The sequence below is a fragment of the Viridibacillus sp. FSL H8-0110 genome, from assembly GCF_038003565.1.
In the GTDB taxonomy this organism is placed as follows: domain Bacteria; phylum Bacillota; class Bacilli; order Bacillales_A; family Planococcaceae; genus Viridibacillus; species Viridibacillus arenosi.
Genome location: NZ_JBBOPJ010000001.1, coordinates 4,094,718 through 4,113,954, shown reverse-complemented (window position 1 = coordinate 4,113,954; position 19,237 = coordinate 4,094,718). Strand labels below are relative to the sequence as shown.

12 protein-coding genes and 3 riboswitches are annotated in these 19,237 nt (G+C 34.6%); of the genes, 10 read left to right on the top strand and 2 right to left on the bottom strand.

The window, feature by feature from the left end:
- Positions 1 to 514: 514 nt before the first annotated feature.
- The 6 genes from MHH98_RS20325 to MHH98_RS20300 all read left to right on the top strand — a co-directional run bounded on the left by MHH98_RS20325 (position 515) and on the right by MHH98_RS20300 (position 12,059).
- A complete protein-coding gene (locus MHH98_RS20325) occupies positions 515 to 5,260 on the top strand; it encodes a collagen binding domain-containing protein (protein ID WP_340713442.1) in 4,746 nt (1,581 codons plus the stop codon).
- 243 nt (positions 5,261 to 5,503) lie between these two features.
- The gene (locus tag MHH98_RS20320) at positions 5,504 to 6,637 is read left to right on the top strand and encodes a DUF5050 domain-containing protein (RefSeq protein ID WP_340713440.1); all 1,134 of its coding nucleotides are present in this window, start codon (positions 5,504 to 5,506) and stop codon (positions 6,635 to 6,637) included.
- Positions 6,638 to 7,077: 440 nt separating this feature from the next.
- A complete protein-coding gene (locus MHH98_RS20315; protein WP_340713438.1) occupies positions 7,078 to 8,265 on the top strand; it encodes a GGDEF domain-containing protein in 1,188 nt (395 codons plus the stop codon).
- A gap of 351 nt (positions 8,266 to 8,616) precedes the next feature.
- Positions 8,617 to 9,678, top strand: a complete 1,062-nt coding sequence (locus MHH98_RS20310; protein WP_340713560.1) for a nitric oxide synthase oxygenase — start codon at positions 8,617 to 8,619, stop codon at positions 9,676 to 9,678.
- 81 nt (positions 9,679 to 9,759) lie between these two features.
- Positions 9,760 to 9,865: riboswitch (SAM riboswitch) on the top strand.
- 171 nt (positions 9,866 to 10,036) lie between these two features.
- Positions 10,037 to 11,236, top strand: a complete 1,200-nt coding sequence (locus tag MHH98_RS20305) for a M20 metallopeptidase family protein (protein WP_083669625.1) — start codon at positions 10,037 to 10,039, stop codon at positions 11,234 to 11,236.
- A 13-nt stretch (positions 11,237 to 11,249) separates the two neighbouring features.
- Entirely contained in the window at positions 11,250 to 12,059 is an 810-nt protein-coding gene (locus MHH98_RS20300) for a VOC family protein (RefSeq protein ID WP_051448588.1), read from the top strand.
- Between the two features lie 181 nt (positions 12,060 to 12,240).
- Here MHH98_RS20300 and MHH98_RS20295 read toward each other — a convergent pair whose 3' ends face one another.
- Entirely contained in the window at positions 12,241 to 13,458 is a 1,218-nt protein-coding gene (locus MHH98_RS20295; protein WP_340713436.1) for a CynX/NimT family MFS transporter, read from the bottom strand.
- Between the two features lie 147 nt (positions 13,459 to 13,605).
- Between MHH98_RS20295 and MHH98_RS20290 the strand changes: the two genes are divergently transcribed.
- Positions 13,606 to 14,472: an aminoglycoside 6-adenylyltransferase gene (locus tag MHH98_RS20290; protein ID WP_076034234.1), complete on the top strand. Its 867-nt coding sequence runs from the start codon at positions 13,606 to 13,608 to the stop codon at positions 14,470 to 14,472.
- Positions 14,473 to 14,595: 123 nt separating this feature from the next.
- Positions 14,596 to 14,774, top strand: a riboswitch (Lysine riboswitch).
- Between the two features lie 107 nt (positions 14,775 to 14,881).
- Entirely contained in the window at positions 14,882 to 16,342 is a 1,461-nt protein-coding gene (locus MHH98_RS20285) for an amino acid permease (RefSeq protein ID WP_038180553.1), read from the top strand.
- Positions 16,343 to 16,494: 152 nt separating this feature from the next.
- Here the strand turns inward: MHH98_RS20285 and MHH98_RS20280 are convergent, their stop codons facing one another.
- Positions 16,495 to 16,683: a hypothetical protein gene (locus tag MHH98_RS20280; RefSeq protein ID WP_038180550.1), complete on the bottom strand. Its 189-nt coding sequence runs from the start codon at positions 16,681 to 16,683 to the stop codon at positions 16,495 to 16,497.
- A 242-nt stretch (positions 16,684 to 16,925) separates the two neighbouring features.
- A riboswitch (purine riboswitch) is annotated at positions 16,926 to 17,027 on the top strand.
- 192 nt (positions 17,028 to 17,219) lie between these two features.
- Here MHH98_RS20280 and MHH98_RS20275 point away from each other — a divergent pair.
- A complete protein-coding gene (locus MHH98_RS20275) occupies positions 17,220 to 17,807 on the top strand; it encodes a xanthine phosphoribosyltransferase (protein WP_038180547.1) in 588 nt (195 codons plus the stop codon).
- On the top strand, positions 17,804 to 19,096 hold the full coding sequence (locus MHH98_RS20270) for a nucleobase:cation symporter-2 family protein (protein ID WP_143691037.1): 1,293 nt from the start codon (positions 17,804 to 17,806) through the stop codon (positions 19,094 to 19,096). Before MHH98_RS20275 ends, MHH98_RS20270 begins: the two co-directional genes overlap by 4 nt.
- Positions 19,097 to 19,237: the final 141 nt, after the last annotated feature.

Sequence of the window (19,237 nt, the reverse complement as noted above, 5' to 3'; positions counted from 1 at the left end):
AATTAGTTGGATTTTATTTTCTTAGTTGTTAAAAATCTGTGAATTCATAATTTATAACTAAATATATACCTTTTTTTTGCTTAGTTAAATTTGATAAAATATTAAAATTTTTTCGTTTAATCAATAATATATTATATCTAATATTTATTATAGGGTTTTAGTCTCATTTATCTTTCAAGTTCAGAATTTGTTCAGAACAAGAGGTTATAATGGCATAGACCATTCCTAAATTAGAAAAGTTTTACGAATTAGTCCCGAAAAGAAGTAGCTAATAATAAATAGAAAAGGAGAAAGGTGGATTAATCGGGAAATAGATAGTATAAATAGCTTAAAAAAATAAGCTAAGTTAAATGCCATTGTATTATCAGGTGTACCCCTGACTCGTTCTTATTTAGTGAAAAAGGAATGTTAAACCCGAGCAAAAAGTTAATTGAAACATTAAGATTATAAGGTGATATCGGGAGAATTGAAATGGTGCAGAAAAATGATGAGGTTAAATAATAGGGAGGTAAGTATGAAAAAGATTGGTTTTATAACAATGATGATTCTATTACTCGTGAATAGTTTTTTAACTCCAATTGCTGCAAATGCAAATAGTAATAACGAGCAATTATTTATTTTAGGAACCCCAGAAATAATCAAAGGTTCGGAAGAAGAATCGACAGCGACGGTTAAGTATAATTGGCATTTTAATGCTGGTGATAAGAAAGAGGCAGCAGTATTCGATTTCCAATTACCTGAAGGGGTTAAGGTAGGTACATCTCAAACAAATAAATTACTAATTGATGGGACAGAAATCGGCTCATACACAGTTTCGGGTAACCAAATTCAAGTGAAAATCTTACAGAATCAGACGAAAAGTGGTTCTGGTACGATAGAAATCGTTGGGGAACAGGAAATCACTGTTAACCAACCTGAAGCTGATTCAACAGTTACTGGCGATTCTACAGAAGAGGCAGTAGAGAATACAAAAGTTGAAAATGGAAAAAAGGTAGAATTACTTAAAGAAGTTGACGGAATCACTTCTGAAGAAGATGGAAAATCAACAACAGAAGAAAATGGTACAGATGATTCAAAAGGAAAAGAAGAAAATAATAAAACGACAAACACAGATATAAAAGACAATATCTTAACGAGTGCAAAATTAACCTTTGAAAATAAGGAAGGCCAGGAAATAGAAAGTGTCGATCGTGAATCGATTATTACGGTAGATTACGAATATGTACTTCCAAATAATCATGGCTACACAGATGGTGCGATATTCAAATTTAATTTGCCAAAAGAACTAATTGTTTATGAAGAAGTGAAAAATGCACCACTTAGGTTCGATGGAGAAGACATTGGGGTCTTTTCGGTTGGTATGGACGGGGTAGCTACTGTTACTTTTAATAAATTCATAGAAAACCATTCAGATATTAAAGGGACACTACAAGTTTTATCAAAAATAAGTGAAAAAGTAGTGGTTACTGATGAAAAAATAGTTACAGTAACACCTATTACTGGTAAAGATTCTATTGATATTCCTATTAATTACAATCCGAATGGTACTGCAATTGATAAAAAAGGAACACCAGATAAAAACTACAATGCAAAAACTATTAATTGGACGATTGATTTTAATAAAAACCTTGATTCTATTAAAAATGCTAAGCTTAGTGATCCTATCCAAGAAGGGCAATTATTACAAGCTAATTCTATAAAGGTGTATAAACTAATAACACATTTAGATGGTAGCGTTGAGCAAGGGGAAGAAGTTACAACCGGATTTAACGTTGGGAAAATAACAGGAGATAAAGATTTCCAAATAGATTTAGGGGACATCAAATCAGCTTATCGTGTAGAATACACAACGGATATCATAGATTCTGATGGAACGAAGTATCAAAACGAAGCAACATTATCAGGTACAGACTTTAATGAGCAATCGGCTAGTGCAACAGTAAGCGTTGGAAGAGGGAAAACGTTAGAAAAAAAATCAATAGGGTACGACCCAGCAACACAAACAATTACGTGGGAAATCAAGTACAACTACAATGAAAAAACAATTCCTGCAGAGAAAGCGATTCTAACAGACTTTTTTAACAATACACAGGAGTTTGTAGATGCTTCTCTTAAAGTTGAAAAAGTGAAAATTGGTGAAGATGGTAATGAAAATGGATCAGAAGCAGTATCAACTGGTTATACATTCACTCCAAAATCAACAGAAGGTAAAAATGGGTTTGAATTAAAGTTTAAACAAGAAATAAATGCTGCATATAAAATTGTCTATAAAACAAAAGCGAATAATCGTGTTTATGATGGCGAGGAAATCATAAATGAAGTGACATCTGGTAATGGTGGACAAGGAACAGGAAAAGAGACCATTTACCAACAAATACTAGAAAAATATTATGTAAGCTCAGATTATAAAGACAAAACAGCAACATGGATGATTTCCATAAACCAAGATAGTCATTCAATGAAAAACGTTAAACTTGTAGACTCATTTACAAATAAAGGGCTAACATTACTTCCGGACACACTTAAAATTACAACACCTGGAAATGAACTTAAAAAAGGTGAAGATTACACATTAAAAGAAGATAAAGATGGTAATGGATTCACAATTGAATTTACAAAAGAAATTAATAAACCACATGTAATTGAATATAAAACAAAATTTAATTATGAAAATCGTGATGATAAATCTTTAAATTATTTAGAAAATAATGTCAGTCTTACATGGACTGATAAAGATGGTAAAGATAAATCAAAAGAAGCAACGGCAAAATTTACGCCAGATGAATATACACAATCAAACGGTTTTAAAAACGGCTCGTACAATGCTGTGGAAAAAGAAATAACATGGAATATCGGTGTAAATTACAACCTTAAAACACTATCAAATGCCTATGTAGAAGATTTCATTTTAGACAATCAAAAACTTGTTGAGGATTCATTAAAAGTATATAAAATGTCTTTAACGGGTGGAGCAAACGGCACAAATAAAGAAGAGTTAGTAGAAGGTCAAGATTATACAGTTGAGTGGAATCCTGGTAGTAAACCAGGTTTTAAAGTGATTTTCAATAATGAAATTAATGAACCTTATTTAATTTCATATAAAACAAGTTTGAAAGATTCACTTATTAAAAATAAATATAGTAACACTGCGACACTATATAATGACGGGAATAAAGTAACTGATCTTACTGCAAGTGTATCCGTGCAACATGGAGGCGAATATACTAAAAAATCAGGAGTACAGAAAGGTAAGATTATTAATTGGAAGGTTAATATTAACTTCGGGCAATCAAGCGTATCGAATGTAAAATTAACAGATAATCCAAGTGGTAACCAATCTATACTCGAAAACTCCTTCCATCTATACGCTACTACAGTTGATGAAAAAGGGAACGTTACAAAAGGAAAAGAATTAGAACACGACCAATATAAAATTGAATTTAAAAAGGGAGAGGGCGATAAGGATTTCTTTGAGCTTACCTTTAAGAATTCAATTGACACTCCTTATATTCTAGAATATCAGTCACTTATTTTAGATAAAGTGGGAGCTAAGATTAATAACGATATTACATTGACAGGCGACCAAATTTCAGAGGAAACAACTGAATCTAAAGCCGTTGTTGAAGTTAAAAAAACAACAGGTTCAGGAACAGGGGAAGGTAAAGTTGGAAGTCTAGAAGTAAAGAAATTTGCTGCTGATGATAAAACAAAACCTCTTCCAGGAGCTGTATTCTCACTAATCGATGAGGACAGTGGTGTGGTCATCAAAACGTTGACTACAGGTGAAGATGGTACTGTGAAGTTTGAAAAATTGCTTTACGGAAACTATTTATTAAAAGAGGATCATGCCCCTAAAGGATATGTTGTAGGTATTAATGATACAAAAAAAATAGAGATTATTGGCGCTAACGAAGAAACTATTTACAATAATAGAATCATTCAAGCTGTTGAGCTAATAAAAGTTGATAAGGATAATTCCGCTACGACACTGCAAGGCGCGATATTTGACCTTCAACAAAAGCAAGGTACTGAATATAAGACAATTAAAAAAGCACTAACAACAGATGAAGACGGCAAAATTATTGTAAATAATCTTGAACCTGGTAAGTATCAGTTTGTTGAAACACAAGCACCTAAACATTATTTATTAGACGGAGAACCAGTTGGATTCACAATTGAGAAGGATCAAACTAAAGTAGAAGTAGTGAAAAAAGAAAATGTTAGAGGCAAAGGAAACCTTTCAGTCATTAAAGTGGACGCGGCAGATGCTAGTAAAGTATTAGAAGGTGCAATCTTTGAACTTTACGACAGTAAAAATTCTTTAGTCGATACAAAAACAACAAATGCAAAAGGTAAGATAGTATTTGAAAACTTACCTTATGATAATTACACATTAAAAGAAATCACTGCTCCAAATGGTTACGCAATTGATTCGAAGGATAGTAATGTGGTTGTTACTCTAGACAAATCAGATAAAGAAATAACAATTAAAAACAACAAAATTATCCGAGCATTTAAATTGAAAAAAGTAGATGCAAATAATTCTAAAATCGTATTAAAAGATGCAGAATTCAAATTGATGTATAAAAAGCTAGAGACAGATGAGTATACCGTTGTTAGTGGAAAAGAGAAACTAATAACAGATAAAAATGGTGAAATTTATGAAGAGAATCTTGATGAAGGATTCTATCAACTTATTGAAACAAAAGCTCCAGCTGGTTATATACTAGATAGCAAGCCGATAGAATTTGCTATTCAAAAAGAACAAATTGAAATACTGGACTTAACAAAAACAAATGAATACAAACATCCAGTTGATCCAGGCAAACCAGTTGATCCAGGCAAACCAGTTGATCCAGGCAAACCGGTTGACCCAGGTAAACCAGTTGACCCAGGTAAACCAGTTGACCCAGGTAAACCAGTTGACCCAGGTAAACCAGTTGACCCAGGCAAACCAGTTGATCCAGGCAAACCAGGAGAACCAGGCAAACCGAGCAAACCAGGAAATCCAAATAATCCTGGAGGACCAAACAATTCGGGTAATCCTAACACACCAGGAAAACCGAGTGATACAGGTAAGGCGAATAATTCTGGGTATAATAAAAATGAGGATAAGCCAAATAATCTGGGAAGCATAAAAGAAAGTGAATTACTTCCACAAACAGGTGTAGAGTATTCAGCAGGTACCTTATTTACAGGGATTTTAGCTATCCTGTTTGGTTTATGGGTTTTATATAACAGAAGAAGTACAAAGGCATAGGAAAAGAGGACTATTTAGTGGGAATTCACCACTAATAGTCCTCTTTTTATTTTAGGAAACGAATAGATAATAAGGTAATTTTATAGGTATTTAGTCCGGAATTTAAACATTTGCATTATTATTATAGATACATATATTCACTGATGAATTACTCAGGATGGAGTCAATATAACTAATGTCGGATACTTATTTAGAACTATATTTAATATAATTAGAGAAAAGAAAAGGTTAGGAATGGTATAGATGAAACAGTTAATGAAGGTGATTCTAGGAATTATTTTAATAGCAAGCATCTTTCCTATGCAAACCTTTGCAAGGAGCACTATCTCAACAAAATCTTTTAGTAACGAAGAACAAAAGACATATAATAATATTCTCAAAAGCTTGCAAAATGTAGAAGCAAGTACATATTTTAATTCTAGCGAAGTAAGGCCTGAAGAAATTGGGGCAATCGTAAATAAGGTAGTTGAGGATCATCCGGAAATTTTTTATTATAATGGAGCAACTACATTCTCAACTGGAACAATCAAATTTAAATATGATGGCAGTAAACAAAGTATTCTTAAAAAGAAGAACAAAATTGATGCTGAAGTAAAGCGTATAATAAATGTAAAAATAAAAAAAAATATGAGTGATATAGAAAAGATAAAGGCTATTCATGATTATCTAGTTTTATCGGTAAAATATGATTACAAAAACCATAGAAAAGATAAGGTTTCCCGAGATTCTTATGAAGTTTTTGGTGCTTTAGTGAATAAAGTTGCCGTTTGTGATGGGTATTCAAAGTCAATGCAACTACTTTTAAATAATGTAGGAGTGGAAACAATAGTTGTTACGGGAAGTAGTAAAGGCGAGAGCCACTCTTGGAACATGGTGAAGATTAATGGTGAGTACTATCATATCGATACGACTTGGGATGATCCAATTCCAAACAAAACTGGAGTTGTCAACTATCATTATTTTTTACTAAGTAATGCACAATTGAAAAAAGATCATAGCTGGAAAGAAAAAGAGTTTCCGAACGCAAATAGTGTAAAATACAGATATTTCCACAACATGGGGAACGTGATTGAAAAAAGTGGAACATATTATTTTTCAAATAACAAAAATGATCAGTTATTTAAGATGGATAAAAAAAGTAATAAGCAATTAAAAGTTGTCAACGACAGAGCACCTTTCTTAGCCGTATATGGCCAATGGATTTACTATAGTAATTATTCTGATGGTGGTTATTTATATAAAGTGAAGTTAAATGGTCAAAATAAAACTAAAATAAAATCCACCCATGTCGTAGACTTGTATGTAAAAAGTAAAGTACTTTATTATAAAGAAAATGAATCAGGGAAGATGCGCCAATTAGCTTTTAATGCTAAATGAAAATATTAACTGTAAAATACTGTTAAAAACCCTAACTTCTACAGAAGTTAGGGTTTTTAGTATTTCTGATTTAATATTTAGACAGTTGTTAATTACTAATAATGTAAATAATTGTCTAGCACATCACATTTTGTTCAGAATTTGTTTAGAACTGATGGTTAGTATTACTAAATAAATGCTCTAAATTAGTATTAAATCTAAGTAAAGAACTTATATTATATAATTTATTAAACAAATCCGTTACCATTGACATAATTGTGTGCATCTATCTATGGTTATTTTAGGGGGATTAATACTATGAAACGTGTGTATTGTTAAGTTTAGGACTATGAATTAGGTTCAATCGAAGGTGAAATATTTTTATAGCAGTGTTGGAATGTATTGTACAAAATAGGATTTCATAAGGGAATAATGCGAGCCGATTGATGGGAGTGGCCCCTATGAGGAAGGACCAAGACTCTAAACAAGAGCTTGTTTTTCGAAAAGAACGATTGTTGGATAATATGTCACGCATGTTGTTGATAACAAAAGTGTATGTGGTTGTTATTGTTTTGATTGGTATTGTTAATATTGGAATTACGTCTTTTTCAAGTTTTCATCCGAATTTCCCATTTCAATATATGGCGGTATATACGTCATTTTGTTTGTTTAATATATATTGTTTTTACATTGTTAGTAGACAAATGAAGGTATCCAATTACTCTGTTAAACATATTGATAAATGGGAAAAAATTATTGTTGTCTATATTACCATTTCAATGATTTATGGAGCGATTATTTCTGTAATGGATCAAGTACAATATCAGGATTTTATGGTCTATACATTGTGTATGCTACTTTGTGCAGTACTATTTTATACATCAATAAACCAAATATTGTTGCCTATCATAATTGCAACTACAATTTTAGTAGTAGGAATTCCAATAGCTCATCATGATTTCTATCTATTCTATCTACAACTTTACTTTGTAGCGCTTATTGTTATCATAACTTTTATAATTTCAAGAGTAGTTTACAGAGATTATTTGAAGTCATATAAAACGAAGGAACAGTGGCTTGTAGAATTGAAACGAAATGCGATATTGACAGATCAGCTACAAAAAGCAAATAGGCAATTGTCATTAAAAGCCTATTATGATGAGTTGACGGGTATCTATAATCGACATGGCTTTCAACGAGATATACAAGATATATACAGAAATCGTGCTGAACAATCTATAGATGTGACAATTATTTTAATTGATATCGATTACTTCAAAAATTATAATGACCATCATGGACACAATCGTGGCGATAATACACTGCGTTCTATCGCACAAGCAATTGCCGATACAGTACAAGAATACGATTGTATCCCAGTAAGGTGGGGTGGGGAAGAATTTGTCGTAGTTGGAAGGGATTTGACGGAAGAACAGGTCCACACACAATGCAAATTGATTGAAATGGCTATATCAAAATTGTTTATTCTTCACGAAAATTCACCTGTATCTAACATTGTGACGGTAAGTATTGGCGCTTGTACATTGCCTTGTTCTAACTCAACTGATGTAGAAACTGTAATCAAAAGCGCCGATAAAGCATTATATAAAGTAAAAAAAAGCGGTCGTAATAATTATTCGATTGTATGATTATTCGGTAATAAGTATATAATCTTGATTATAAGTAATGAATCGTGTTTACTCTCTGTGGAGAGTGGGATACCAATGCCAAAAAAATTTAATAAATAGACTTCTAATGGAATTAGAATATATTTTTCAACTAAATCCTTTCGGGGGCGTTTTTTATTTACACTTTAAGCTGAATTTTAAGAAGATATTATTTTATTTTTTATTCTAAAAATTCATTCAAATCAAATCGGTTTATGCCAAAATTGGAAGTTGCCACAAAATCACCACATTATTTAAGTCTTATGCCTTGTCTGATGGAAATCAATTCTTCTATGATGGTAGATAGGAAGTCGAGTGGTGACAGGAGGAACTATGGCGATGTTGAATGAGGCTATTGATTTTATAAAGTTGTATTATTCGGAAACGGAGCGATCTGAAGAGGAGTTAGTAAGACGCTTAGTTGAAGTAGAGAATGATATCCAAGATAATGGATATTATGAACATACAATAGATGAACTGAGATTTGGTGCACAAGTAGGTTGGCGTAATAGTAATAAATGTATAGGTCGTTTGTTTTGGCAAACGTTGCAAGTGCTTGATAAGCGGGAATTGACAAGCGAGCACGACATTTTTCAAGGACTTCTAGAGCATATTGATTTTGCAACAAATGGTGGTCGAATCCGTCCGACGATTACAATTTTCTCTCAACCTAACGTACGTGTTTGGAATCATCAATTAATCCGCTATGCTGGGTATGAAACAGCAAATGGCGTTGTTGGAGATCCAGATTCGGTAGAGTTTACGAAGAAATGTGAGCAACTTGGCTGGCAAGGAAAAGGTGGGCGTTTCGATGTTTTGCCACTAGTTATTCAAATTGGAGAAAGAGAACCGCAAGTATTCGATATTCCAGCTGAATATATATTAGAAGTACCAATCCGACACCCTGAATTTGAGTGGTTTAAGGAACTTGGTCTGAAGTGGTATGCGGTACCGATGATTTCGAATATGAAATTAGAAGTTGGTGGTATTACATATGCAGCTGCTCCGTTTAATGGCTGGTATATGGGAACGGAAATTGGTGCGCGTAACCTAGCAGATGATTATCGATATAATATGTTACCGACAATCGCAGAAAAAATGGGTTTAAATACATCTTCAAATTCTTCCTTATGGAAAGACCGTGCATTAGTTGAATTGAATGCGGCCGTTTTATATTCGTATAAAGAAGATGAAGTGAGTATTGTAGATCACCATACAGCAGCACAACAATTTAAACGCTTCGAATCCAATGAACAAACTGCAGGGCGTGACGTAACAGGGAATTGGACATGGCTTATTCCACCGTTATCACCGGCTACAACGCATATATTCCATAAACCATATGACAATGAACGTAAAACACCAAATTATTTTTATCAGAAAGCGCCGTATTGATTTAGAAAATAGCAGGAAATTTATTGCAATTTTCAATGGATTGGCGTAACATGATTTTAATTACTACTAATTCAATAGGTTTTCTTATCAAGAGAGGTGGAGGGACTGGCCCTGTGATATCTCAGCAACCGCTATTAAAGTAAGGTGCTACTTCCAGCAAGTTGATTAAAAACTTGATAGATGAGGAGAGACTTACATACCGAGTTGATTTCTCTAAATGAAATAGAGAAATCGACTTTTTTATTATCATGAAATAAATTTACAGAGCATATAATGAAAAGTTCTAAGAAAAAAATTTAACTCAAATTCAAAGTAAACCTATTTGAATTAAAGGTATAAATTGAGGGAGGAATATTGAATGAGTGCGATAACGCAAAAAGAACTTTTAACTACAATTTATGAAGAAATAGATAAAGATTTTGATGAAATTGTTGGATGGAGGAGATATTTGCATGAGCATCCAGAGTTATCTTTTGAAGAATATGAAACTGCAAAATTTATAGCAGAAAAACTTGAGGGCTTCGGTTTAGAGGTGAAAAAAGGGATAGGCGGAAATGGTTTAATCGGTGTTTTGAAGGGGGATCAAGCTGGTCAAACAATCGCTTTAAGAGCAGATTTTGATGCATTACCAATCGCAGATTTAAAAGAAGTTACTTATAAATCTCAAAAAGATGGTGTTATGCATGCATGTGGTCATGATGGACATACAGCCTCATTACTTGGAACAGCGAAAACGCTAAGCCATTACAGAGAGCATCTGCACGGTAACATCATTTTTGTTTTCCAACATGCGGAAGAAAAACCTCCTGGTGGTGCGAAATTCATGATTGCTGAAGATGTATTAAAGGATGTAGATTATGTATTTGGTGCGCATTTAGACTCGGGTTCGCCAGTTGGAAAGGTATCTGTTGGGGATGGTTTCAAAATGGCTGCAGTTGATAAATTCACAATTAAAATCCAAGGACTAGGAGGGCATGGTGCGAAACCACAGCAATCCATCGATTCGATTATAGTGGGTAGTGAAATCGTTGGAGCGTTGCAAAAAATTGTCAGTCGTCGCTTAAATCCATTTGATGCAGCGGTGGTGACAGTTGGTGTATTCCACGCTGGAAGTGCCTTTAATATCATTGCAGATTCGGCAATTATTGAAGGAACGGTCCGGACGATGACAGAGGATGTTCGGAGTAAGGTAAAAGAAGAAATCTACTCAATTGTCAAAGGAGTAACGGAATCAGCACATGCCACATGTGAAATCGATTATTTGCATGGCTACCCAGCCCTTTACAATCATCCAACTGAAACAGAGCTTGTGAAAGAATTATTTGAAGCAGAATTCGGTACAGAATCTGTGATTGATTTTGAACCGTCAATGGGTGGGGAGGATTTCGCGTACTTTTTAAATGAAAAGCCAGGTACTTATTTTAAAGCAGGTTCACGAAATGACGACGAACGCACTCATTTTGCACATCATCATCCAAAATTTGATTTTGATGAAAGAGCGTTATTAACTATAGAGAAATCATTTGTGAAAATCGTTTCACATTATTTATTTAAATAAGGGGGACTGGAACATGACATTATCTTTTGATCACTTAGTACATTTTGTGGATGAGCCAAAAGAAGTAATTAAGCCATTACAAAATCAAGGAATTTACGCTGTTGAAGGTGGCGTTCATGAAGGGCGCGGAACGTACAATGCACTTAGTTACTTTGATCTAAGTTATATAGAGTACCTTGGTACATACGACAGAGAATTAGTAGCAGGGGCAAAACATTTACATCACAGCCTTATTGAAACAGTAGTAAATAATAAATTCAAAGAAGGTTTCGTAAGATTTGCAGCTCGTACAACGGATATTGAAGGTATAGCAGAGCGTTTGAAAGAGCAAGGTTTATCAGTAAATGGGCCAGTACCAATGAACAGAAAACGACCAGATGGCAGTATTATTAGCTGGCAGTTACTTTATGCTGGTGAAGGAAATGACTCTCTTCAATTACCATTTATTATTCAATGGGACGATAATGACGATGCCCGTAGACAGGAACAAATTGAAAAAGGTGTCATTGGAAATCAACCAGAAAAGTTAGAATTTGCAGGTGTTACTTTTGCTGTAATAGATGCTGAAAAAACTGCTGAAAAATGGTCTCGTTATTTAGGGTTAGAGGTTGCAGAAGCATATGTCGATCCAGAGTTGAATGCTATTGTACAGGTTCTTACATTAGCTGGAGGGGACTTATACTTTGCTAGTCCTATTGGAGATGGAGTTGTTGCAAAAGTATTAGCAGAACAAGGCGAATTTCCATTCCAAGTTAATTTTTCAGGTGCTAAAGAACCTGGCACAATTGGATTATTTAACGGTCGCTATCATTTTGAGAAGTAATTTATAGCAATATTATAATTGTGTGACATAAAGTGGAGGGGAAATAGTAAGCCAGCAATTATAAAGACAATAAAAATTAAAAGCTATTAGGTAGTGGTTAAACTACCTAATAGCTTTTTTATGTGGATAACTTGCGCCTAGTAATATAAAAACCCTAACCATTATAAGCTCGGATTCAACTCTATTTTTCAGGGGTAACATAACCTTCTTTTGCAGCATGCATACTAACAGTTACTAATAGCAGAACTGTAAAGATGAATAGAATGATAGCTGTTGTCCAGCTATTGGTAATATCGTGAACATAGCCAAATAGTACAGGACCGATAGCAGCTAATAAATAACCAAGTGATTGAGCAGTACCAGATAATTCTGCCGCTTCATGAGCAGTACGCGTGCGCAGTGAAAAATACATCATAGCTAAACTAAATGATGCACCACCTGCAAGTCCAAGTAAAATCATCCATAACACTGTTAAAGAGGTCCATCCAGCTAAAATACCTCCGAATCCTACTAGATAAAGAACGCCGAAAACAATAACAAGTGGGCGTTGATCTTTTCTACGGCCAGCAATAATGGGAATCATAAATGTTGCAGGTAATTGCGAGAACTGCATAAAGGAGAACATCCACCCAGCTGTATTAGCACTCATACCTTGTGATTGCAACATTTCAGGAATCCAAGCCGCAGTTGTATAGAAAATAAGAGATTGGAAGCCCATTGCTAATGTAACTGTCCAAGTTAGAGGTGATTTCCAAAGTGGGATGTGTTCTTTATTAGTTTCAGAGCCAATATTAGATTCAGACTTAGATTTACGAATTTGTGGGACCCAAACAATAATAGCGATTATTGCTAAAATGAACCAGATACCTAACGCAATTCTCCAGCCGAGTTCTCCGCTAGCAAGTGGATAGCTAATACCAGCTGCTAAACTTGCAGATAGATTCATCGAAACAGTGAAAATTCCTGTTAGTAACCCAACTTGTAAAGGGAATTTTAATTTAATCAAACTTGGTAACAGTACATTTCCAAAAGCAATTGCTACACCGATTAGAGAAGTACCTAATAACAGTGTGGATGTGGTACCTAATGATCGAGTAAGAATCCCTACAGCAAGTAATGCTGTTGAGAATAGTAAAGTACGTTCTATGCCAAAGCGCTTTGAAAATTTTGGCGCTAATGGTGAAATAGCAGCAAAAGCAAGCAAAGGGATCGTTGTGATAAATCCTGCTAATACATTTGAAATATGAAGACCATCACGAATGAATGAGATAATTGGACCTACAGAAGTTAAAGGAGCACGTAATGTAGAAGCAATGAAAATAATCCCAATTACAAGTAGCCAAACTTTACGATTCCATTTTAGCTTGTTGCCATTTTGAACAGCTTTATTTGTTGCCAATTGTAACTCCTCCTATTATATATATTTATAAATCTTATAATATTTTAAACCTACTAATTGACAAAGGTTAATTATATCAAAGAAAATTGATAATTATAATAAGATGGCTCAAAATAAAATCACCAATTTAATACGGGGGTATTGATGATGAGAACAGCGCAGCAAATGATGGATTTAATCCTAGATATAGCGAAAAATGATGATCGCGTACGCGCGGTTTGTATGAATGGTTCAAGAACAAATATGAATGTGAAAAAGGATCCCTTTCAAGATTTTGATATCGTTTATATTGTGACGGATATCAAATCATTTACTAACACCCCTTATTGGGTAAATATTTTTGGAGAGAGAATCATTATGCAAACGCCAGAAGATATGGTGTTGTTTCCTCCTGAACTTGGTGGGCGCTATACATACTTGATGCAATTTTCGGATGGAAACCGAATTGATTTGATGCTTATCCCTGTCGAAGAACAAGAAGAATATTGTAAGGAAGATAGTTTAACCACAATCTTGTTAGATAAAGATGGGTCACTTCCTAAACTCCCTTCACCAACGGATGTGAATTATTGGGTGCAATGCCCGACAGAAGAACATTATAAGGATTGTTGTAATGAATTTTGGTGGGTTTCTACATATATTGCGAAAGGTTTATGGAGAAAAGAAATGCTCTATGCACAAGCACATTTTAATAATACGCGTGAAATGCTGATTCAAATGCTTTCTTGGCAAGTCGGAGTGCAAACAGACTTTTCTAAAAGCGTTGGTAAAAATGGCAAGGACCTAGAGTACCTGTTACCAAAAAAGGTGTGGGAGCAGTTACTCGCAACATATAATAATGCTAGCTATGATTCAGCATGGCAAGCACTATTTACTATGTGTGATTTATTCCAAAATACAGCAACAAATGTTGCTAGCATGCTTTCATTCCAAGGTTATGGAGAAAGTGTGATAGTGCTCAATTACTTAAAACATATTCAAACGCTACCGAGTGATGCAAAAGTTATATTCTGAAGTCTTAACAAAAATTAACTTAAATTGTTCTAATATTCAAGATAATTTACATCTTGAATATAGAACACTCTTGTATTATAATGGGGACATATTAAATTAATATATTGCAATGCCTCATCCATTCGATGAGGTAGAGGTCGCGGTATTAAAAAGTAAAATGGATGAGACGAAAAGCGTCGGGGATTCTATTTGAAAGGGAATATCGCCGAAGTGATTATAAGCTTTTTCTTATAATCATTGGGGCTGTTGCCGAAAGGTGCAGAACTGTCACGTCTTAGCAGGCGTGTTGAGCTATCTTTATCAAGGTTGATGGGCATATTTCGATACCATCGCATATTCCTTGTGATGGTATTTTTTATGACATCAAGTTAACCTTCTTGCAATGAAAAATGGAAAGAGGAGATTCTTAATGAGTAATAAAAATAATGGCCAAAGCGTAGAAACGCAAGGTCTTAATAGAGGATTGAAAAGTCGTCACGTGACGATGATTTCACTTGGAGGAACAATCGGTACAGGGCTGTTCTTAGCAAGTGGTGGAGCTATCCACGAAGCGGGTCCAGGTGGAGCGTTATTAGCATATTCTTTAATTGGTATTATGGTGTTCTTTTTAATGACAAGTTTAGGGGAAATGGCAGCATTTATGCCTGTATCAGGTTCATTTAGTACTTACGCATCTAAATTCGTTGACCCAGCGCTTGGCTTTGCTCTTGGTTGGAACTACTGGTATAACTGGGCAATTACGATCGCAGCAGAAATTGCAGCGGTATCATTAATTATGAAATTTTGGTTCCCAGACGTATCATCATTTGTCTGGACAGCAGGATTTTTAGTAATCATCTTCACTTTGAATGTCTTATCGATTAAAAGCTTTGGTGAAAGTGAATATTGGTTTTCACTAATTAAAGTCGTTACAATTGTTGTCTTTATCATCGTTAGTTTCTTGATGGTATTTGGTTTGATGGGTGGACAAGACCCAGTTGGATTCAAAAATTTCTTCATTGAAGATGGTCCATTCCATGGTGGTTTTTTCGCAATGTTCGGTATTTTCTTAGCAGCAGGTTTCTCATTCCAAGGAACTGAGCTACTTGGGATTACTGCGGGTGAAACAGATGATCCAGGAAAAAATATTCCGAAAGCTGTTCGTCAAGTTTTCTGGCGTATCCTTTTATTCTACATTTTAGCAATTTTAGCGATTGGCTTATTAATTCCATTTACTGATGAACGTTTAGCTAGTAGTGATATTACAGTTAGTCCGTTCACATTAGTATTTGAAAATGCAGGTATCGCGTTTGCAGCTTCAGTTATGAATGCGATCATTTTAACGGCGATATTATCTTCAGGAAACTCTGGTTTATATGCATCTTCACGTATGCTTTGGGAGCTTGCTAAAGACGGTAAAGCACCAAAAATGTTTACCAAACTAAACAAACGCGGTATTCCGATGGCAGCACTAGTAGCAACTTGTTTAGTTGCTTGTGTATCATTCATTGCATCATTCTTCGGTGATGGTGTTGTCTATATTTGGTTGCTAAATGCCTCAGGTATGTGTGGGTTTGTGGCTTGGCTAGGGATCGCAGTAAGTCATTACCGATTCCGTAAAGCATATATCATACAAGGTCGCGATTTAAACGAATTACCTTATAAAGCAAAATGGTTCCCGTTCGGTCCGATTTTTGCCTTTGTACTTTGTGCAATTGTTGTTGTTGGTCAAAACTATACAGCATTCACAGGTGACCATATCGATTGGTACGGTATGCTTGTTTCATATATCGGATTACCAATTTTCTTAGCCATTTGGTTCGGCTATAAAATTGTTCATAAAACGAAAGTCGTAAAACTAGAAGATTGTGACTTTGATAGTCACCGTTAACCTAAAAAACTACGTAGCCTTTAGGCTGCGTAGTTTTTTGTTTAATTAATTTATACCCATTTGCACTATTAAACATATTCATGAACGTGTTTAAGGGAAGTAAAGCAATAAATTATCTGAAGGGCATTTAATCAATAATGGAATAAGAAGAGTTATTGCAAATTCTTAAGTTCAGTGACATAAAGAGCTTCAATGTATCCACAATCATTACAATACTCTGCTGATACAGGTGAAGATTTCCCTCTAGTATTGCTTGCTGGCACCATTTGAAGTATTACAGCACCACTGTGAAGCACCCCTTTTTTCAATACGTTTCCATCACATTTAGGACATTTACTCATACCACATCTTCGACTCCTTGAAATTGTATTTTTTGTAAAATACCTTAAGGGGAATTATAGCATAAATTCCAATTTGCTGAGTTGAAATGAATGAGATACTTATATAGATGGAACTAGTTAAATACCACATAGTTCCTTTTGGTTTAGTGCTTTAAAAGGGCGAAAAAGATTGAATAGTCTTTCATTATTTGTAAGGATTGAAATTCAAAATTTCAGTGCTATAATAGGAACATTCTATAACGAAAATCTTAATAGCATTCACTCATATAAAAGCGAGAATAAGGCTCGCAAGTTTCTACCGGTTTGCCGTAAACAAACTGACTATGAGAGGCAATGATATAGAAAGTAAATGTCTAAAGACATTATTTTTCTATACCCAAAGAACTTTTAGCTCTAGGGACTTTGCTCCACTCGTAGTATGAATGGATGCATGGTTTCTGAGTTTTTTTATTATATTCTAGTTGATACAAACGCTTATTAATGATTAATATAGTAAAAATTTAGAAACCGCTAGGAAAAGAAGGGAGCGCCTAAACTTGAAGGCACTGCAGGACAAAATCGTACAAGATGGTAAAGTATTATCAGACACAGTATTAAAAGTTGATTCTTTCTTGAATCACCAAATCGATCCGAAACTTATGCAAGAAATCGGTCAAGAGTTTGCCAATCGCTATAAAGATGCAGGTTTAACAAAAATCGTTACAATCGAATCTTCAGGTATTGCACCAGCTACTATGGCAGGCCTTATTTTAGGTATACCCGTAGTATTTGCTCGTAAACGTAAATCTTTAACTTTAGCAGGAAATTTATATTCTTCAAAAGTTCATTCATTTACAAAAAATGAAACGAATGAAATTTCTGTATCAAAAGATTTCTTGAAATCAGATGATGTTGTACTAATTATCGATGATTTCTTAGCGAATGGAGAAGCTGTGAAAGGCTTACTTGATATCGTTGGACAAGCAGGCGCAACTGCTAGTGGCGTAGGTATTGTCATTGAAAAGGGTTTCCAAGATGGTGGCAAGCTACTTCGTGAAAAAGGTATTCGTATTGATTCTCTAGCAATCATTTCATCTTTGGAAGACGGTAAAGTTACATTTGCCGAAGGAGACTCAGCTCGATGAAAAACCTGAAATTAGTGACACTTGGGATTCAGCATTTATTAGCAATGTATGCGGGGGCTATTCTAGTTCCTTTAATCATTGGTAAGTCTTTAGGGTTTGATTCAACGCAATTAACGTATTTAGTTTCCATTGATATTATGATGTGCGGTATTGCAACACTATTACAAGTGGTACGTGGTAAATTTTTTGGTATAGGTTTACCAATCGTTTTAGGCTGTACCTTTACGGCAGTAGCACCAATTATTGCAATTGGTAAAGGATATGGCTTATCCGCAATTTATGGTTCTGTCATTGCTTCAGGCCTAATTGTAGTATTAATTGCAAGTTTTTTTGGAAAGTTAGTACGTTTTTTCCCACCAGTTGTCACTGGTTCAGTTGTAACAATTATAGGAATCACTTTAATACCAGTTGCTATTAACAATATGGGTGGTGGCCAAGGAGCTAAGGATTTCGGTTCTGCTCCTAACATCGCGTTAGCATTTGGTACATTGATTACTATTGTTTTAATTTATCGATTTACAAAAGGATTTGCTCGTGCAATTTCTATTTTAATAGGACTAGTACTCGGAACAATTGCGGCAATCTTCATGGATAAAGTTGACTTTACTCCGGTAATAGAAGCTGACTTTTTACAAATGGTTCAGCCATTCTATTTTGGTACACCAACATTCCATTGGGAACCAATCGTTACGATGACACTTGTAGCATTAGTATCTTTAGTAGAGTCGACAGGTTCTTACTTTGCACTTAGTGATATATGTAAGCAACCTGTGACAGAAAAGGATTTAGCTCGTGGTTATCGTTCAGAAGGTCTAGCTTCTATTATAGGTGGTCTTTTCAACTCATTTCCGTATACAGCATTCTCTCAAAATGTTGGGTTATTACAAATGACAGGCGTACGTACACGCAATGTTATTTTCATCACAGGTGGTTTCCTAGTAACTTTAGGTTTCTTACCTAAGGTAGCAGCATTAACGACAATCATTCCAACTCCAGTACTTGGTGGAGCTATGATAGCAATGTTCGGAATGGTTATCGCACAAGGCATTAAAATGTTAAGTACAACGATCAATCAATCTGAAGGTAATTCAATGATTATCGCTTGTGCAATCGGCATGGGCCTTGGTGTTACAGTTGTTCCAGATATCTTCAAAGTCTTACCTTCTAGCGTTCAAATCCTAACAAGTAACGGTATCGTTGCAGGAAGTGTAACTGCTATCCTATTAAATATTATTTTTAATATGATCCCATGGAGAAGAGAAGAATCAAAGAAAGAATTAATAGATTAAAAGCTTAAGATTATTTTAAGGTACATCATTTCTTTATAGTGGTGTATCTTTTTTTTATTATCGTAAATTACTAAAATACATCGTTTATAAACTAGACCATTAGTTTAGTATGATAATTTAAAACCTCAAGCATATAATCTA